The organism is Actibacterium lipolyticum, assembly GCF_900184935.1.
GTDB classification, from domain to species: domain Bacteria; phylum Pseudomonadota; class Alphaproteobacteria; order Rhodobacterales; family Rhodobacteraceae; genus Actibacterium_A; species Actibacterium_A lipolyticum.
Genome location: NZ_FXYE01000002.1, coordinates 489,361 through 503,393, shown reverse-complemented (window position 1 = coordinate 503,393; position 14,033 = coordinate 489,361). Strand labels below are relative to the sequence as shown.

Here is a 14,033-nt window from a genome sequence, read left to right as displayed (position 1 = left end):
TCGCCGGACGTTACGCTGGTCTTGCCATATGTCAGGATCAGCGTATCTTGCACGGCAACAGGAGGTTGCTGCGGTGCAGAAACACGCGGACTTGTCCGATTTTACAGTCATAACCCCCACGGCTGATATTGCCGTTGCGCGACATGGGGGCCGGGCGAAGTGCCTTCAGCGTTTGGTGCGGCTTGAAATGCCCGTGCCCGAAACGGTCGCGTTGTCCTTTGATGCGGTGCATCGGATCGCATCGGGGCAGATGCCCGATACTGCGGCCATTCTTTCGGCGTTCGGCCCATCGCCGTTGGTGTCGATCCGCCCAAGTTCCGAAGACCCAGATTGGGGCGGGCCGGGGGCCATTCTGAACATCGGAATGAACGATGAACGCCATGCTCAGTTGATCGAAAGGCTGGGGCAGGCGGCGGCAGACACGATTTACCTGCGCTTCATTCAGGCCTTTGCGATTGATGTCGCGCGGCTTGACCCGGACATGTTCGAAGAAGAAGTGGCAAATCACGAAGCCATTCGCGCCGCCCTTTTGGCGTTCGAAGAAGAAACAGACGAAGCTTTCCCACAAGATCCCGGCGTTCAACTGGGTGAAACGCTGCGTTCAATGGCGCGAGCGTGGGAAGGGACAACCGCGCGTTTGCTGCGCCAAGCCAAGGGCGCGCCTGCCGATGCGGGTTTGGGGCTTGTCGTGCAGGAAATGGCGATGGGTCTTGGCCCTGCCGAAAGTGGTTCGGGCGTTATTCAGTTTGCGGATTCCACGACTGGCTTGGGGCAGATCACCGGGCGTTACCTAAGCCAAAGCCAAGGGCGCGCTGCATTGTCAAACGGGGACGAGGCGCTTTACCTAACGCTGGATGAGCGCGGCCCCTCGCTTGAGGAACGCTGCCCAGAGCTTTTCAAGGAATTGGTGAAATGGGGCGGTGTATGCCGCCAACGCCTGCGCGAAGAGATGGAGATTGAGTTCACCATCGAAGCTGGCGCGCTGAAGGTGCTGGATGCGGTGCGCATCGGGCGTTCATCTCGTGCGGCGGTTCGCATCGCCGTGGCGCTTGCCGAAGATTGGATTATTCCGCGCGAAGAAGCGATTGCACGCATTGACCCGCGCGCCTTGACCGAACTGCTGCATTGCCAAGTTGACCCACGCGGGAAACGTGACGTGATTGCCGTTGGTATCGCTGCAAGTCCCGGTGCTGCGACCGGACGTGTGGTGTTCAGTTCCGCGGCCGCGCAGGCAAGTGCCGCCCGCGGAGAGGCATGTGTTCTGGTTCGCCGCGAAACGACGCCCGAAGATATCCGCGGCATGCATGCGGCGGCAGCCGTTCTGACAGAACGCGGCGGAATGACCAGCCACGCGGCGGTTATCGCGCGCGGCCTTGGGCTTCCTTGTGTCGTGGGCGTTTCAGATATGACGCTGAATCGACGTGACAAATCGTTCCGCACCGCTGACGGCCGGGTATTCCGCGAAGGTGACGTGATCACCGTGGACGGTGCCGTTGGCGAAGCCTTGGCCGGCGAGGTTCTGATGCTTGAACCTGCACTGGACGATGCGTTCCGGTCGTTGCTCAGCTGGGCGGAAGAGGCCTGCGATATCGGCATCCGCGCCAATGCAGACACACCAGCGGACGCGCAAATGGCCCGCAATTTCGGCGCTGATGGCATCGGCCTGTGCCGGACCGAGCATATGTTCTTCGAAGAAGATCGTTTGACCGTTATGCGAGAGATGATCTTTGCGAATTCCGCTGTGGACCGCGAAGCCGCGTTGGATCAGCTTTTGCCGATGCAGCGCATGGATTTCATCCGCCTGTTCGAAATCATGCAGGGCCTGCCGGTCTGTATTCGCCTGTTTGACCCGCCGTTGCACGAATTCCTGCCCCACAGTCGGGACGGGATGCGCGAATTGGCCGAAGCGCTTGATCTGCCTTTGTCAGATGTGACGCGCCGGGTCGAAGCGCTAAGCGAGTTTAATCCGATGCTGGGTATGCGCGGCGTGCGCTTGGGTATTACCGTGCCCGAAATCTATGACATGCAGGCCCGCGCGATTTTTGAGGCCACCGTAGAGGCCAGCAAGCGCGGGGACCCTGTCGTTCCCGAGATCATGATCCCGCTGGTTTCGGCCAAACGCGAGGTTGAATTGGTAAAAGCACGCGTGGATGCCGTTGCCGCCGCTGTTCGGATCGAAAAGGGCTGTGATTTTGATTATCGCCTTGGGGTCATGGTCGAAACCCCGCGTGCGGCATTGCGCGCTGGCGAAATCACCCATCACGCGGCCTTCCTTAGCTTTGGCACGAACGATCTGACGCAAATGACCTATGGCCTTAGCCGCGATGACGCGGGGCGTTTTATGGGGTCGTATGTTCAGCAAGAGGTCTACCCCGAGGATCCATTCCACACGCTTGATGTCGAAGGCGTTGGGGAGCTTTTGCTGATAGGTGCCGAACGTGGGCGCGCGGCGCGCAAAGATGTGGTGCTGTCTGTCTGTGGCGAGCATGGCGGTAATGCCGAATCTATTGCGTTTTGCCGCGAAGCCGGGTTTGACTACGTTTCTTGTTCGCCGTTTCGGGTTCCCGTTGCGCGACTTGCTGCCGCGCAGCTAAAGCTGGGTGTGTCGACTGGAAGCAATATATAAGATATATCTAAAACAGTAACTTAACGTCACTTTCACCCATCTTCACCCTCATCTGGTGGTGCCCTTGGTGCCGCCGCTGAGGGCGTGTGGACGGTGTGTTTACCCCCCAAGGGTGGACGATTTGAGTCGTTTGGGCTATGCCACCGGCCGGCAGCCTAGGCTGTGCCGTAACACCTTGGGGGTTGTTGATGCGTTTTGGTTTGAATTTGGTGCTTGGCGCCGCGTTGAACATGGTTGTCGCGGGGACAGCCCTGTCGGATGTTGCCGTGTCCACTTCGACTGATCCGACTGCAGGTCTTGATACCAGTATCACAATGCTGCTTGGCGTCGAGAAGAAGGCCCTTGGCTCTGTCAGTGGGCGTCAGTGGGAACGGTTGATCACCCCATCGAAAGGTGTCGTCGTCCCTGACGAAAACATCACCTATGATCGCGCTTGGCTTAAGGCGCAGCCTAAGGCAAGCGGCGGCGCTGACTGGCGCTGTTTGTCAGAGGCACTTTACTTTGAAGCACGCGGTGAAAGCGTGAAGGGCCAGTTCGCGGTGGCCGAGGTTATCTTGAACCGCGTCAGCTCTCCGAATTTTCCTGACAGTGTTTGTGGTGTGATCAATCAGGGGACGGGTCGGAAATTCCAGTGCCAGTTTACCTATACATGTGACGGCCACGCCGAAGTGGTTTCCGAGCCGGCCGCATATAACCGCGTTGCGAAAATCGCCCGCTCTATGCTGGACGGTGCGCCGCGCGATCTGACCGACGGGGCAACGTTTTATCACACCCGTGCGGTCAACCCACGTTGGGCGCGTGTGTTCCAGCGGACTGCCTCGATCGGGCAGCATTTCTTTTATCGGAAACCCACGCAGCTTAGCAGAAACTAATTCTTTGTCGTGCGCGGTCTCTAGTGTGACGCTTGCGGTTGAGTTTGCCAGCACCCATCTGGCATAGCTGTTGGCCAACGCTAAACGCCGGAAGATCGTATGACCAAAGACATTCGCCTTGCTTTTGCACATCCTTCGGAGCGTTCCGAGGCGATGGATGACGCGTCCGATCCCTGCGACCGTATTTCTTTGCGCGATCACGTTGTCGAGGTTGAGATTGGCGCGTTTCAAGTAGAGCGCGGCGCAACACAGCGCGTGCGTTTTAACGTGGTCGTTGAATTGCGCCCCATTCCCGCCCCGCTTGATGACGACGTTGATCGTGTGCTGTCTTACGACACGATCACAGATGCCATCGCGACTGAACTGGCCGCTGAACGTCTGAACCTGCTCGAAACACTGGCCGAACGCATCGCGCAACGATTGTTAAGTGAACCACAGCCCACGCGGGTTTTCGTTCGGATCGAAAAGCTGGATCGCGGCCCCGGCGCGCTTGGCGTTGAAATCGTGCGCAGCCGCGTGGCGGATCTGACTCCGGTTTCGGATGTGGTTGCCTCTGGCTTGCAGCCGACGCTGTTGTTCCTGTCAAACGAGGCAATCGCCGCTGCAGAGCTACCCCGGTGGCTGGACAAGCTAGAAGCCACCGGCGCGCCGGTCATTCTGTGTGTCGGTCCTGCGGACGGTGACGCGCCGCAATCCAAGTCTCGTCAGGCGCAGCGGCGGATTGATTTGCTTGCGACGGAACAAAACGCTTGGGTCTTGGCGGGGCGCGACAAGCGCTGTGTCGTGACAAACACCCGCACAGAGATTGAGTGGGCGATGAAACACGGCCAGATTAGCGTTTGGGCACCCTCAAAGATTGTTCTGGACGCGGTCGATGGCCCGTCGGCCGATCCGTCTGACGCTGTGGCGCTGTCGCTATGGTTCGCCGAAGAATTGGATGCAGGCCGGATCGTCGTCATCGGTGCCAAGGTGCCGGGCGAAGTAACGAGGCCGGTTCAAGTATTGAGTTGCGATCTTGCGTCGACTGCGCTGTAGTTGCGCTTGCCCGCTTTCGCGGCTTTAGTCAAAAGGGCTTCATGAAATACTACTACCGGCCTATCCTGCAAACGGATGTGTCCCCCACCCACCAAGCGATCAGGCTGGCAGGCGGTTGGACTTGGTTTGCCCATGTTGAGCAAATTTCGCGGGCGGGCACGCGTCGCATAATTTCGGCAGCCGAAGTTCCTACAGAGACGTTGGAGGCCTTGTCGGCACCGCGCGCGCCCATTGCTGGGCTAAGCATGGATCGGCCGCGCCTTATGGGGATTCTAAACGTAACCCCAGACAGCTTTTCTGATGGTGGCAAATTCAATGCGCCTGACGCCGCACTGACGCAGGGGCGCGCGTTGGCGGATGCTGGCGCCGATATGATCGATGTCGGGGGTGAATCCACGCGCCCCGGTGCCGATGATGTTGTTGCGGGGGAAGAAATTACCCGCACGGCTGCTGCGATCGGGGCGTTGCGCGCGGCGGGCGTTACGACGCCAATTTCCATCGATACCCGAAAGGCAGCAGTGGCGCAGGCGGCGTTGCTGGCCGGTGCAAACCTTATCAACGATGTCGCGGCGTTTACCTATGATCTGGATCTGGCAGGGGTTGCGGCGAACGCGGGCGTGCCAGTGTGCCTGATGCACGCGCAAGGCACGCCGCAAAACATGCAAGCCGCCCCGCAGTATGACGATGTGCTGCTTGATGTGTACGACTTCTTGGAAGAACGCGTCGCAATGGCCGAGGCAGCGGGCATCCCGCGTGCGGATATCGTGGTGGACCCGGGCATCGGTTTTGGCAAGACGCAGGCGCATAACATTGCGTTGCTGCAAGGGATCAGCCTGTTCCACGGGCTGGGCTGCCCTGTGTTGCTGGGCGCCTCGCGCAAACGCTTCATCGGAGAGATTGGGAACGCGCCCGATCCGGCTGATCGTACACCGGGGTCGATTGCTGTCGCGCTGGCCGCTGCAGCGCAGGGGGTTCAGTTTTTGCGTGTCCATGATATGACCGAGACGCGGCAGGCGCTTAGCCTGGCAGAAGCTTTGTGGAATTTGTAATGAGCGATAAGCTTTTTGGTACCGATGGCGTGCGTGGGCGCGCGAATGTTTACCCGATGACGGCTGACATGGCGTTGCGCCTTGGCGCGGCTGCTGGTCGCTATTTTCGGCGTGACGGCACGTCCACTCACCGTGTGGTGATTGGCAAAGACACGCGCCTGTCTGGGTATATGTTCGAAAATGCGATGACGGCGGGTTTTACATCGACCGGGATGAACGTGCTGTTGCTTGGTCCGGTGCCAACGCCAGCCGTCGGTTTGCTGACCCATTCGATGCGCGCGGATGTGGGGGTGATGATTTCAGCCTCGCACAATCCGCACCACGATAACGGCATCAAATTCTTCGGCCCCGACGGTTTCAAACTGTCGGATGATGCTGAGGCAGAGATTGAAGCGCTGACAATGTCGGGTGTCGAACCGGCGCAGGCGCAGAACATTGGCCGGGCAAAGCGGATCGACGATGGCCGTTTCCGGTATAACGAACGTATCAAGGCGACCTTCCCAAGCGGTCGGCGGCTGGATGGTCTAAAGGTTTTGGTCGATTGTGCCAACGGCGCTGCGCACCGCACCGCACCCGAAGTGTTGTGGGAACTGGGGGCCGAAGTGATCCCCGTCGGCGTGACGCCCAACGGCCTTAACATCAACGAAAAATGCGGCTCCACCCACACAGATACGGCGGCGGCGGCGGTTGTCGCACATGGCGCGGATGTGGGTATCTGCCTTGATGGCGACGCGGACCGGGTGATGATCATCGACGAAACCGGCAAGGTTGCCGATGGCGATCAGATCATGGCGCTGTTTGCGTCCCGCTGGGCGGAAGAGGGCCGGCTGAAGAATGGCACCTTGGTTGCAACGGTGATGTCGAACCTTGGCTTGGAACGCTACCTTGATGGCCGCGGCCTGAAGTTGGAGCGGACCCCCGTCGGTGACCGCTATGTCGTAGAGGCGATGCGCCGTGGCGGTGCCAACCTTGGTGGCGAACAGTCGGGCCATATCGTGATGACCGACTATGCCACAACGGGTGACGGTTTGTTGGCGGGGCTTCAGTTCCTTGCCGCGATGGTGGAAACGGGCAAGCCTGCGTCTTCGCTTATTCAGACATTCGAGCGGGTGCCGCAACTGTTGAAAAACGTGCGTTTCGAAACGGGTCAACGCCCACTTGAAACCGACAGCGTGCGCGCCGCAATTGCCGATGCCGAGGCGCGGTTGGTGGGCAATGGTCGCCTGCTTATCCGTAAATCCGGAACAGAGCCGTTGATCCGTGTGATGGCCGAATGCGAAGATGACGTGTTGCTTAATGACGTTGTGGATGGCGTTGTGGCAGCTGTTGAGGCCGCGACCTAACGCCTGAAAAGCCGTGTCAGCGCGCCCCATTGGCTAAGTGCCAGCCCCGACAGGATCAGCACCAGCGCCAGAAGAAGCGTCGGGGGCAGGGCCTCGTTTAGGATGAGCCCGCCCAGAACGACCGACCATACCGGAACCTGATAGTTCACCAACGTCATGAACGTCGGCCCCGCGCTGCGGATCACGATCACGCGCAGCAGGTTCATCGCGGCAGTGGACAAGATGCCAAGAACCAGCAGCGCGAAGAATGCCTTTGCTGGCGGAACAGGCGGGATGCCTTCGAAGAACAATGCAAAGGGCAGGGCGACCAGCGTGCCGGTCACCATCATCATCGCGGTCAGCCCGATCGGGTCTACCGGCGGCAAACGACGAATGGTGATGGAGTTCACGGCATAGCACGCCGCCACGCCAATGCACGCAAGGCGGCCCCAAACCTCTAGGTCCGCGCCGGTGCTTTGCAGCGCATCAGCCCCAACCAACACGAACACCCCAGCAAAGCCCATGGCCATGCCGATGCTTTTGCGCAGGTTCAGCTGTTCGCCCTGTACAAAGAAATGCGCCAGCGGCAGCACGATCAGGGGCACCACGGCCATCGACGTGCCTGCAAAGCCTGAGGTCACATATTGCTGCCCCCATGACAAAAGCAGGAACGGCACGCCCGAACTAAGCGCCCCTGTCATGAATATCTGGCTCGTGGTTGGTTTGTTGGTCGGGTCCAGTGACAGCCGCATCCCGCTAAGCGCCCAGAAGGCACATATGGTCACCGCGGCAAAACCCAACCGCCCGGTCGCCAGCCAAAAGGGCGGGATCCCTTCCAGCGCGATTTCGATCACCATGAACGTAGAGCCCCAGACAAAGCCCAGAACAGCAACCATCAACCAGCTTTTACGAGAGATGTCGGGAAGGGCCTGCATGAAATCCTCGACCAAGAAAAAGGGCCCTGGCGGTTACGCCAAGGCCCCATCGTTTTGCTTCGCTTTCGGTCGAATGACCAGAGCGATCAGTTCTTTTCCTGATCCACAAGTTTGCCAGCGGAAATCCATGGCATCATTGCGCGGAGTTTCTTACCAACTTCTTCGATCTGGTGTTCGTCGTTGATGCGACGTGTGCCTTTGAAGAATGGCTGGCCAACAGCGTTTTCTTGCATGAAGTCACGCACGAATTTACCGGTCTGGATGTCCGTCAGAACGCCCTTCATGGCTTTCTTGGTTTCTTCGTATGGTAGAACGCGTGGGCCCGAAACATATTCGCCGTACTCAGCGGTGTTCGAGATCGAGTAGTTCATGTTGGCGATGCCGCCTTCATAAATCAGGTCAACGATCAGCTTGGTTTCGTGCAGGCATTCGAAGTAAGCCATTTCAGGCTCGTAACCAGCTTCGACCAGCGTTTCAAAGCCCATGCGGATCAGTTCAACGATACCGCCGCAAAGAACAGCCTGTTCGCCGAACAGGTCGGTTTCACACTCTTCGCGGAAGTTGGTTTCGATGATGCCCGAACGGCCGCCACCGATGGCAGAGCAGTAGGACAGGCCGATTTCCAGCGCTTTGCCGGATGCGTCTGTGTCAACAGCAACAAGGCAAGGTACGCCGCCGCCTTTTACGTATTCGCCGCGCACTGTGTGGCCGGGGCCTTTAGGCGCCATCATGATAACGTCCACGCCTTCTTTCGGCTCGATCAGGCCGAAGTGTACATTCAGGCCGTGGGCGAATGCGATTGCTGCGCCGGGCTTGATGTTGTCGTGTACGTATTTCTTGTATGTCTCTGCCTGAAGCTCATCGGGCATGGTGAACATGATTACGTCACACCAAGCAGCCGCTTCAGCGATACCCATAACCTGAAGACCTTCGCCTTCGGCTTTCTTCGCCGATGGGGAGCCTTCGCGCAGCGCCACAACGAGGTTCTTCGCGCCGGAATCGCGCAGGTTCAGCGCGTGCGCGTGACCTTGCGAGCCATAGCCAAGGATGGCGACTTTCTTGTCTTTGATCAGGTTAATGTCGCAATCGCGATCATAGTAAACGCGCATCGGGCGCTCCTTCCATGGGTTGATCTTGAATTCTGCGGCGACAATAGGCGAATTTGAAACGGGATGCGTTTCATTATTTGACGAAATTTGCCTGATGTGAGAAAGATTATTCGTCAAAAGTGAACTTTCAGAAAAATTCATGCAAATCGACGATACAGATCGGCGTTTGTTGCGCCACCTTCAGGCCCAGCCGGATATTGCGACCGCCGATTTGGCGGATCGGGCAGGGGTGACTGCGGCGACTTGTTGGCGGCGGTTGGAAAAGCTGCGTCAGGCCGGCATCCTTCAAGGGTCGCGCGCGATCATCAACTGGGCGGCGTTGGGGTACGCGGTTGAGGTAAGCCTGCGCTTTACCCTTGATAAAACCAACCCGCGTGCGTTCGATGAATTCCTAGCCGCCGCGCGTGACGTGCCCGAGGTGCATGAAATTCAGACCTTCCTTGGTCGTGTCGATCTGCGCCTGAACGTCCTTGCCCGCGACATGGCGCATTATCAGGAAATCTATCGGCATCGCATTCTGACCTTGCCCCACATCGCAGATATTGAGGCCTTGATGCATGTTGCGGACATCAAGATGGATAAGGCGCTGCCGGTATGATCGATCTGGACGATATTGATCGCAAGCTGCTGCGCGCGCTGTCCGAAGATGGCGAACAAAGCGCGGGCGCGTTGGGACGCAGGTTCGGCCTGTCACAGCCCGCCGCGTGGCGGCGCATCAAACGGTTGCAGGACGCCGACATCCTGCAAGGCCGCCGCGTTGTCCTGAACGCCGAGGCGTTGGGCTTTGGCGTGACCGTCTTTCTGGGCGTCAAACTGGCCACCAAGGGTCGCGTCAGCCTTGAAGATTTCGAACGCGCCGTTGCTGCCATCCCCGAGGTGCAGACAGTGCAGCACGTCCTTGGCCTTTATGATTACCGCCTACGCGTTGTTGCGCGCGATCTGTCAGATTTCGAACGCGTCCTGCGCCGCCGGATCATGACTTTGCCAGGCGTGGGGGACGTGGAAGCGAACGTGCTGCTTTCTGAGGAGCGCCGCCCCGGACCGCTTGGCTAGCAATTTGAGTCAACCGAGCCGTTTTGTCCGATTGCGCTATCAATTTTGACGGTTAAAGTTCCGCCAAATACGGGAGGAACTTCATATGACTGCTTTGCTCGATTCCGTCGATCCGGATGGGATGCTGGAATATTCGGTTGTCTTTACCGACCGGTCCTTGAACCACATGTCAGCCGCGTTTCAGCAGGTGATGCGCGATATCTCTGGCATGTTGAAAGAGGTGTATAACGCCCATTCCGTGGCGCTGGTCCCCGGTGGTGGCACTTATGCGATGGAGGCCGTCGCGCGGCAGTTTGCCTCCGGTCGGCACGCGCTGGTCGTGCGCAACGGTTGGTTTTCCTATCGCTGGAGCCAGATATTTGAGGCGGGCGGTTTCACCTCTGATGCGACGGTGATGAAGGCGCGGCGCAGTGGAAACGACCCACAAGCACCTTTCGCGCCCGCACCCATCGAAGAGGTCGTGGCCAAGATCAAAGAGGAGCGGCCAGAGATTGTGTTCGCCCCGCATGTGGAAACCTCGGCCGGAGTGATTTTGCCCGACGACTACATCACCGCCATGGGCGCTGCCGCGCATGAGGTTGGCGCGCTGTTCGTGCTGGATTGCATCGCATCGGGTTGTGTGTGGGTCGATATGAAAGCCTGTAACGTCGATATCCTGATCTCGGCCCCGCAAAAGGGTTGGTCGGCGTCGCCGTCCGCTGGGCTGGTGATGATGTCTGAAGAGGCGCGCAAGCGTATCGACGACACCCAATCTGACAGCTTCGCAATCGATCTGAAGAAATGGCTTCAGATCATGGAGGCCTATGAAAACGGCGGCCACGCCTATCACGCAACCATGCCCACCGACGCGCTGCGTGCGTTCCGCGATACCATGCTTGAAACCAAGGAATACGGGTTTGACCGGTTGCGCGACGCACAGTGGGAACAGGGCAACGCGGTTCGCGCACTGCTGGCGTCAAAGGGCGTGAAATCGGTCGCGGCCGATGGTTTTGGCGCACCGGGTGTGGTGGTGAGTTACACCGACGACCCTGACATCCAAAACGGTAAGAAATTTGCGGCCGAAGGTTTGCAGATCGCCGCGGGTGTTCCGTTGCAATGCGACGAAGGGGACGCATTCCGCACCTTCCGTATCGGTCTGTTCGGCTTGGACAAGCTTTATGATGTCGACGGCAGCCTTAAAAGGCTGGGCGCGGCTATTGATAAGGTGCTGTAACGGCCACTAGGAATAGTTGCAGATCACGGCCGCTTCGCCTTTGTTCAACTGGTAACGGGCGAGGTGGCCGTAGCTTTTCGCTGAAACAGACAGTTCGGGGAACAGGCTCAAGACCTCGTCACGGGCGTCATCGGTAAGCGATGACATCGCCGTGCGTCCGGGGTAGAGGCTTTCGGCGCCGCACCCTTCGGCCAGCAATATTTGGTGGTTGTCGAGCATGATGTGGAAATACTCGACCTCGCCACCGGGAACCCGGCAGATTGTGTCGCCGTTTACCAGATGCTTGGCCGCGACCAGCACCTCTGGTTCGCCGCAGTATAGTTCGGCCATTGCGTCACGGACGAACATTCGGTGCTGGGGTGAAACCTTCAGATCACGAATATTCCCCAGCGCGCCGCGGCGGATCAGAATGGGGGCAAGGTCGCCAGTCGCGGGGACGGTTCGCTGACCGATCCACCGGATGGGCATTGCGCCATTGTCCAGCGTTGTGACCTCATCCCCGGCTTTCAGGTCTTCGATGGCGATGCGGCCCATTGGGGTATCAATCAACGTGCCCCGTACGAAACAGATGACCACAAGCTGATTATTCTGGGTGTTGTACGCGCCATTCGCGGCTTCGACGGTGCCTGCGTCGATCGTGCCGCTTGCGTCGTAGTCATTGTCCGTAAACCGGTTGAGCGTGATCGGCCCGGACTGAAGCCCACCAACCAGATCTTCCCCAGCGGCGACAATCAGCTGCGTAAGCGTCGGTGCACCGGCATCAGCAGAGACGAGAATGTTGGAATTGAAGCGAAGATAGTTGTCACCCAGCCCGCTGACATCGGACTGAATATTCGCATACTGACCCGGGTTCATCGGCGTGTAGGTGTAAAGAGGCGTGCCGCTGATATAGTCGGTTGTGTTGTCATAAACCGTGATGCCAACAATACGAGAGTTGCCGTCGATTTCACCCGTTGCGGTAAGGTTTTCAACATCGATAACCACGATGTCATCGGCTTCAAAAACCGCGTTCCCCGAGGTGATCTGCATCTGCCCACCCCCCAGGTATCCGGTTCCCGAGGTCGTGTTCGCCGTAGGCGATTCCAGAACATTTGACCCGTATGCAACGACGGTACCGTTGGCCATGGTGGCGCAGCCTCTCTAAACTTAAAACACGCGCTGATTTCGCGGTGCGTTTAGATTAGCTATGTCAAGAAGTGCCTGCGCGGGTGCGAAGGGGTAACAGCCTTGTGCAGCTGCATATCAACCCTGACCGTCCTGATATTTTACCCTGCCCAAAAGTATTAACGAACACCCAGACCCGCACGCATCAGGGTGCGACGCACCGGCGTTACGGAATAAAGTGCGTTCAATGCACTGGCCCGCATATCGCGCAGCCCCGGCCCACCCAGCATGGAGGCACGGTTCAGCATGTCGATGCCAGTGACGCGCGCGCGGACCTCGGGCCAGCGGCGGCGGTTGTAGGTTTCAAGCATATCGCGCCCGCCCAGATCATCAGGGTGGGCCATGGCCAGTTCTAGCAACAGTTTGGTGTCGGCAAGGCTCATGTTCAGACCCTGCGCGCCGATTGGCGGCACAACATGGGCGGCTTCGGCGATCAGTGCGGTGCGTTCCGCGCTGAAACGCTCTGCGATTTGGCTGATGATGGGCCAAACCGTGCGGCGCGATGCAAGCGTCAGTTGGCCATACAATCCGGCGGAGCGGGTGTTCATGGCCGACGTAAACTCATCCTCGGGCAGGACGGCAAGGCGCTTTACCTCTGGGCCGCTTTCCATCCAGACGATTGCAGAGCAAGGCTGCCCATCGCGATCTGGCAGCGGGACGAGGGTGAACGGGCCGCCGGTGCGGTGCACCTCGGTCGAGATGTTGTTGTGGGGCTGGGGATGTGTCACCGCAAAGGCAAGCGCCTTTTGCCCGTAGCGCGTTGTGTGCACATCAATGCCAACCGCTTCGCGCACGGGGGAATTACGACCGTCTGCCGCGATCACCAGCTTTGCGGCGATGCGCGAGCCATCGCTTAGGCTGACAAGCGCCTCTCGCTCGCGCGTTAGGACGTTTTGCGTTGCGACGCCGGGGCGGAAATCAACGTTCGGTAGTTCGCCCAACCGCGCGACCATTTCACGGCGCAGCAGCCAATTCGGAAGGTTCCACCCAAACGGCTGGTCGGAAATGTCACCCGCGTCAAAGTCTTTTGTCAGGCGCGGCTCGGGCGTTTCGCCGCCCGCATCGACAATGCGCATAATCTGAAGGTCGGCGGCATGGGGGGCAAGCCGCTGCCAAAGGCCCGCAGCCTCCAACACCTCGACAGAGGGTTGCAGAAAAGCCGTGGTGCGCAAATCGGCATTTGCGTCGGCCGCATCCGTGACGGGCGGGGCGGGGTCAACGCAGATGACGGAAAACCCGGCGCTTGCGAACGCTGCGGCAGCCGTAAGCCCGGCGACACCGCCGCCGGAAATCAGGATATCGGTTTTTATGCGGTCCATGCTTGGCCTCCTGCCCCTTGAGATAGGTCTAAACCACCCTCTGGGCCAAGGGGCAACTTATCACCCGCGCGTAATCAACAGCAGCAGCGCAAAAATCACAGGAACTGCGGCCACGGCGGGAAGGTAAAGACCGGGCACACCCCACGTGGCAAAGCTAAGCCCCCAAAGGACAATCGCCGCAATCACAAGGAAAAAGGTGAACGCCAGTTTGGAGTTCAACACCTTTGGCAGTGGCGCCTCTAGCGGCTGGGGGATGGATGTGTCTGATGGCATTTTCTTGCTCCGAAAAGTGAACTCTCGGGGCTGATATCGTCGCCTGTGTCGCGAAACGGGAGG

General features: G+C 58.9%; 13 protein-coding genes. 8 read left to right on the top strand and 5 right to left on the bottom strand.

What is annotated here, in order from left to right:
• Positions 1 to 28: 28 nt before the first annotated feature.
• The 5 genes from COL8621_RS11140 (at position 29) to glmM (ending at position 6,925) form a co-directional block, all read left to right on the top strand.
• On the top strand, positions 29 to 2,626 hold the full coding sequence (locus tag COL8621_RS11140) for a putative PEP-binding protein (RefSeq protein ID WP_093967437.1): 2,598 nt from the start codon (positions 29 to 31) through the stop codon (positions 2,624 to 2,626).
• 188 nt (positions 2,627 to 2,814) lie between these two features.
• Entirely contained in the window at positions 2,815 to 3,498 is a 684-nt protein-coding gene (locus COL8621_RS11135; RefSeq protein WP_093968529.1) for a cell wall hydrolase, read from the top strand.
• A 99-nt stretch (positions 3,499 to 3,597) separates the two neighbouring features.
• On the top strand, positions 3,598 to 4,533 hold the full coding sequence (locus COL8621_RS11130) for a dihydroneopterin aldolase (protein ID WP_093967436.1): 936 nt from the start codon (positions 3,598 to 3,600) through the stop codon (positions 4,531 to 4,533).
• Positions 4,534 to 4,574: 41 nt separating this feature from the next.
• Positions 4,575 to 5,582 carry a dihydropteroate synthase gene (gene folP / locus COL8621_RS11125; RefSeq protein ID WP_093967435.1) on the top strand — a complete coding sequence of 336 codons (1,008 nt, stop codon included), beginning with the start codon at positions 4,575 to 4,577 and terminating at the stop codon, positions 5,580 to 5,582.
• Complete coding sequence (glmM, locus tag COL8621_RS11120; protein ID WP_093967434.1) at positions 5,582 to 6,925, top strand: phosphoglucosamine mutase; 1,344 nt, start codon at positions 5,582 to 5,584, stop codon at positions 6,923 to 6,925. Before folP ends, glmM begins: the two co-directional genes overlap by 1 nt.
• Here the strand turns inward: glmM and COL8621_RS11115 are convergent.
• Together COL8621_RS11115 and ilvC are read right to left on the bottom strand one after the other, a co-directional pair.
• Complete coding sequence (locus COL8621_RS11115; protein WP_093967433.1) at positions 6,922 to 7,839, bottom strand: DMT family transporter; 918 nt, start codon at positions 7,837 to 7,839, stop codon at positions 6,922 to 6,924. The genes glmM and COL8621_RS11115 overlap by 4 nt on opposite strands.
• 86 nt (positions 7,840 to 7,925) lie before the next feature.
• A complete protein-coding gene (ilvC, locus tag COL8621_RS11110; protein WP_093968528.1) occupies positions 7,926 to 8,948 on the bottom strand; it encodes a ketol-acid reductoisomerase in 1,023 nt (340 codons plus the stop codon).
• 139 nt (positions 8,949 to 9,087) lie between these two features.
• Between ilvC and COL8621_RS11105 the strand changes: the two genes are divergently transcribed.
• The 3 genes from COL8621_RS11105 (at position 9,088) to COL8621_RS11095 (ending at position 11,214) form a co-directional block, all read left to right on the top strand.
• Complete coding sequence (locus COL8621_RS11105) at positions 9,088 to 9,546, top strand: Lrp/AsnC family transcriptional regulator (RefSeq protein ID WP_093967432.1); 459 nt, start codon at positions 9,088 to 9,090, stop codon at positions 9,544 to 9,546.
• Positions 9,543 to 10,001 (top strand): Lrp/AsnC family transcriptional regulator, encoded by a 459-nt coding sequence (locus COL8621_RS11100; RefSeq protein WP_093967431.1) that lies wholly within the window; start codon positions 9,543 to 9,545, stop codon positions 9,999 to 10,001. The genes COL8621_RS11105 and COL8621_RS11100 overlap by 4 nt, the downstream gene beginning before the upstream one ends.
• 85 nt (positions 10,002 to 10,086) lie before the next feature.
• Positions 10,087 to 11,214, top strand: a complete 1,128-nt coding sequence (locus tag COL8621_RS11095; protein WP_093967430.1) for an aminotransferase class V-fold PLP-dependent enzyme — start codon at positions 10,087 to 10,089, stop codon at positions 11,212 to 11,214.
• Between the two features lie 6 nt (positions 11,215 to 11,220).
• Here the strand turns inward: COL8621_RS11095 and COL8621_RS11090 are convergent, their stop codons facing one another.
• The 3 genes from COL8621_RS11090 to COL8621_RS11080 form a co-directional block, all read right to left on the bottom strand.
• The gene (locus tag COL8621_RS11090; RefSeq protein ID WP_093967429.1) at positions 11,221 to 12,339 is read right to left on the bottom strand and encodes a Hint domain-containing protein; all 1,119 of its coding nucleotides are present in this window, start codon (positions 12,337 to 12,339) and stop codon (positions 11,221 to 11,223) included.
• Positions 12,340 to 12,497: 158 nt separating this feature from the next.
• Entirely contained in the window at positions 12,498 to 13,697 is a 1,200-nt protein-coding gene (locus COL8621_RS11085; protein WP_093967428.1) for a UbiH/UbiF family hydroxylase, read from the bottom strand.
• 60 nt (positions 13,698 to 13,757) lie between these two features.
• Entirely contained in the window at positions 13,758 to 13,970 is a 213-nt protein-coding gene (locus COL8621_RS11080) for a hypothetical protein (protein WP_093967427.1), read from the bottom strand.
• Between the last annotated feature and the right edge of the window lie 63 nt (positions 13,971 to 14,033).

Coding starts and splice junctions, on each gene's coding strand:
- COL8621_RS11100 (WP_093967431.1), top strand. CDS start 9,543: ATGATCGATCTGGACGATATTGATCGCAAGCTGCTGCGCGCGCTGTCC.
- COL8621_RS11130 (WP_093967436.1), top strand. CDS start 3,598: ATGACCAAAGACATTCGCCTTGCTTTTGCACATCCTTCGGAGCGTTCC.
- glmM (WP_093967434.1), top strand. CDS start 5,582: ATGAGCGATAAGCTTTTTGGTACCGATGGCGTGCGTGGGCGCGCGAAT.
- ilvC (WP_093968528.1), bottom strand. CDS start 8,948: ATGCGCGTTTACTATGATCGCGATTGCGACATTAACCTGATCAAAGAC.
- COL8621_RS11135 (WP_093968529.1), top strand. CDS start 2,815: ATGCGTTTTGGTTTGAATTTGGTGCTTGGCGCCGCGTTGAACATGGTT.
- COL8621_RS11115 (WP_093967433.1), bottom strand. CDS start 7,839: ATGCAGGCCCTTCCCGACATCTCTCGTAAAAGCTGGTTGATGGTTGCT.
- COL8621_RS11140 (WP_093967437.1), top strand. CDS start 29: ATGTCAGGATCAGCGTATCTTGCACGGCAACAGGAGGTTGCTGCGGTG.
- COL8621_RS11105 (WP_093967432.1), top strand. CDS start 9,088: ATGCAAATCGACGATACAGATCGGCGTTTGTTGCGCCACCTTCAGGCC.
- COL8621_RS11080 (WP_093967427.1), bottom strand. CDS start 13,970: ATGCCATCAGACACATCCATCCCCCAGCCGCTAGAGGCGCCACTGCCA.
- COL8621_RS11095 (WP_093967430.1), top strand. CDS start 10,087: ATGACTGCTTTGCTCGATTCCGTCGATCCGGATGGGATGCTGGAATAT.
- folP (WP_093967435.1), top strand. CDS start 4,575: ATGAAATACTACTACCGGCCTATCCTGCAAACGGATGTGTCCCCCACC.
- COL8621_RS11085 (WP_093967428.1), bottom strand. CDS start 13,697: ATGGACCGCATAAAAACCGATATCCTGATTTCCGGCGGCGGTGTCGCC.
- COL8621_RS11090 (WP_093967429.1), bottom strand. CDS start 12,339: ATGGCCAACGGTACCGTCGTTGCATACGGGTCAAATGTTCTGGAATCG.